Origin of the sequence: Saccharomonospora iraqiensis subsp. paurometabolica YIM 90007 (genome assembly GCF_000231035.2) — a bacterium.
Classification (GTDB): Bacteria; Actinomycetota; Actinomycetes; order Mycobacteriales; family Pseudonocardiaceae; genus Saccharomonospora; species Saccharomonospora paurometabolica.
The window spans coordinates 4,291-6,650 of the sequence record NZ_KI912187.1 but is presented as its reverse complement, the minus strand read 5'-3'; the positions used below and the strand labels follow the sequence as shown (position 1 = coordinate 6,650).

Here is a 2,360-nt window from a genome sequence, read left to right as displayed (position 1 = left end):
CGCGCCCGCCCCGGCCAGCCGGGAGATCGTGGGCAGCGCGGCGCGCACCCGGCCGTCGTCGGTGATCCGGTCGCCGTCCAGCGGGACGTTGAGGTCGGCGCGCACCAGCACGCGCCGACCCGCCACGCCCTCGCCGATCAGATCGTCGAGAGTCTTCACCGACATGGTTCAGGACAGCTTCGAGCCGACGAGCCCGGCCAGGTCCACGAGGCGGTTCGAGTAGCCCCACTCGTTGTCGTACCAGCCGACGACCTTGACCTGGTTGCCGATCACCTTGGTCAGCGGCGCATCGTAGATGCAGGAGGCCGGGTCGGTGACGATGTCGCTGGAGACGAGCGGCTCCTCGCTGTAGCGCAGGATGCCCGCGAGCGGCCCCTCGGCGGCGGCGCGGTAGGCGGCGTTGATGTCGTCGAGCGAGGCGCTCTCGGACAGCGTCACGGTCAGGTCGGTGGACGAGCCGGTCGGCACCGGCACGCGCAGCGCGTAGCCGTCGAGCTTGCCGTTCAGCTCCGGCAGCACCAGGCCGATCGCCTTCGCGGCGCCGGTGGAGGTCGGCACGATGTTCAGCGCGGCGGCGCGGGCCCTGCGCAGGTCCTTGTGCGGGCCGTCCTGCAGGTTCTGGTCGGCGGTGTAGGCGTGCACCGTGGTCATCAGGCCCTGCTCGATGCCGAACTCGTCGTGCAGCACCTTCGCCAGCGGTGCCAGGCAGTTGGTGGTGCAGGAGGCGTTCGAGATGATCGTCTGCGAGCCGTCGTAGGCGGAGTCGTTGGCCCCGAGCACGACGGTGAGGTCCTCGTTCTTCGCCGGCGCGGAGATGATCACCTTCTTCGCACCCCCGGCGAGGTGCGCCTTGGCCGCCTCGGCGTCGGTGAAGAAGCCGGTGGACTCCACGACCACGTCCACACCGAGGTCGCCCCACGGCAGCTTGGCCGGGTCCTTCTCGGCGAGGGCCTTGATCGTCTTCCCGCCCACGACGATGCCCTCGTCGTTGGTGGTGACCTCCTCGCTCAACCGGCCCAGGACGCTGTCGTACTTGAGCAGGTGCGCCATCGTGGCGACGTCACCGAGATCGTTGAAGGCGACCACCTCGACGTCCTGGCCGCTCGCCTGCACGGCGCGGAAGAAGTTGCGGCCGATCCGGCCGAAGCCGTTGACGCCTACGCGAACCGTCACTGCTCTACTCTCCTCGGGGGGCTCGGCCCGGGCCCGGCCCAGGCTGACACTCGTCGGGTTCACCCGCCACCCTAGCGTGTTGGCCAGGGTCTGACCGGAATACCCCGGCGGGAGACGTGGCCCACCGCGGGCGACCGGCGGAATCGATTAAGAACCGGTCGTGCACCGCCGCCGTCAGCCGGTCGGCGGGCGTGCGCCGTGGCGCCCCCGGCGTGGGTCAGGACCGGGAGGTCGGGGGCGGGGAGACGTCCCCGCGCCACTCACCGGTCTCCCGGCCGCGGCGCTCGATGAACTCCTTGAACCGGTGCATGTCCCCGTCGATCCGCTTCTCCAGCACCCCGGTCCGGTCGGCGACCTTCTCCAGGAAGCCCTCCGGATCGATGTCCATCTGCGCCGTCACGCGCGTGTGGTCGGGGTCGAGCCGGTGGAACGTGATCACGCCGGCGTGCCGCGGCCCGGAGTCGGACGTCCAGGCGACCCGCTCGTCCGGGTGCTGTTCGGTGATCGTCGCGTCGAACTCCCGGGTGACGGTGCCCACCCGGGTGACCCACCGGGTGTGCGTGTCGTCGAGCTGCCGGACCTGTTCGACACCCTCCATGAACTCCGGGAAGGACTCGAACTGGGTCCACTGGTTGTACACCGCGGACAGCGGCGCCTCGACGTCGACGGCCTTCATCACGGTGCTCATCGGTCACCTCCTCGGGTCCTCGGCCACCCCGCCCGTCCCGGGGACGGTCCGGGTGCCGGTGCATCACCGTCCGCCGGACGGGTACCCGAGGCCGCATGGCACACACACCGGAGCCGGACCCGGCGACCGTGCGGGCGGTGGGAAAGGTCACCGAGGCGCTGGAGGTGGTCGAACAGGCACGCGGCCACCTGTACGCGTTCCACCGCCTCACCGGGACCGCGGACTTCACCGTGGAGGAGGCCGCCACCCTGCTGCGGGAGGCGGGCCACGCCGACCTCGCCGCGCGGCTGGACCGGGAGCTCGTCGGCCGCAACGTCCTCCCCGGCCGCTGGACCTACCAGGTGGTCGAGGACTACGAGGACACCTACTACGACCCGTTCCGGGAGCTCGCCGCGCGGGCGCGGGCGCTGACCCCGGGGCAGCGGCACGCGCACGAGGCCGAGCTCAAACGCACCCGGCGCACCCCGGGGATGCCCGGCCACGAGGCCGAACCCGCCGA

Annotated in this window: 4 protein-coding genes; 1 reads left to right on the top strand and 3 read right to left on the bottom strand. The window is 71.4% G+C overall.

Going from position 1 to position 2,360, the window contains the following annotated elements; translation table 11 throughout:
* From pgk to SACPADRAFT_RS0200865, 3 genes are all read right to left on the bottom strand, one after another.
* On the bottom strand, window positions 1-159 hold a 159-nt coding region (gene pgk, locus SACPADRAFT_RS30140), incomplete at its 3' end, for a phosphoglycerate kinase (RefSeq protein ID WP_198048238.1).
* A gap of 9 nt (window positions 160-168) precedes the next feature.
* Window positions 169-1,173, bottom strand: coding sequence for a type I glyceraldehyde-3-phosphate dehydrogenase (gene gap, locus SACPADRAFT_RS0200870; protein ID WP_007027312.1), 1,005 nt, complete (start codon window positions 1,171-1,173; stop codon window positions 169-171).
* A 217-nt stretch (window positions 1,174-1,390) separates the two neighbouring features.
* The gene (locus SACPADRAFT_RS0200865) at window positions 1,391-1,861 is read right to left on the bottom strand and encodes an SRPBCC family protein (protein WP_007027311.1); all 471 of its coding nucleotides are present in this window, start codon (window positions 1,859-1,861) and stop codon (window positions 1,391-1,393) included.
* Between the two features lie 95 nt (window positions 1,862-1,956).
* On the opposite strand from SACPADRAFT_RS0200865, the gene SACPADRAFT_RS24600 reads away from it, so the two are divergent.
* A partial coding sequence (locus SACPADRAFT_RS24600; RefSeq protein WP_007027310.1) for a hypothetical protein occupies window positions 1,957-2,360 on the top strand: 404 nt, incomplete at its 3' end.

Excerpts from the sequence above, each read along its gene's own strand:
- SACPADRAFT_RS0200865 (WP_007027311.1), bottom strand. The coding sequence starts at position 1,861 with ATGAGCACCGTGATGAAGGCCGTCGACGTCGAGGCGCCGCTGTCCGCG.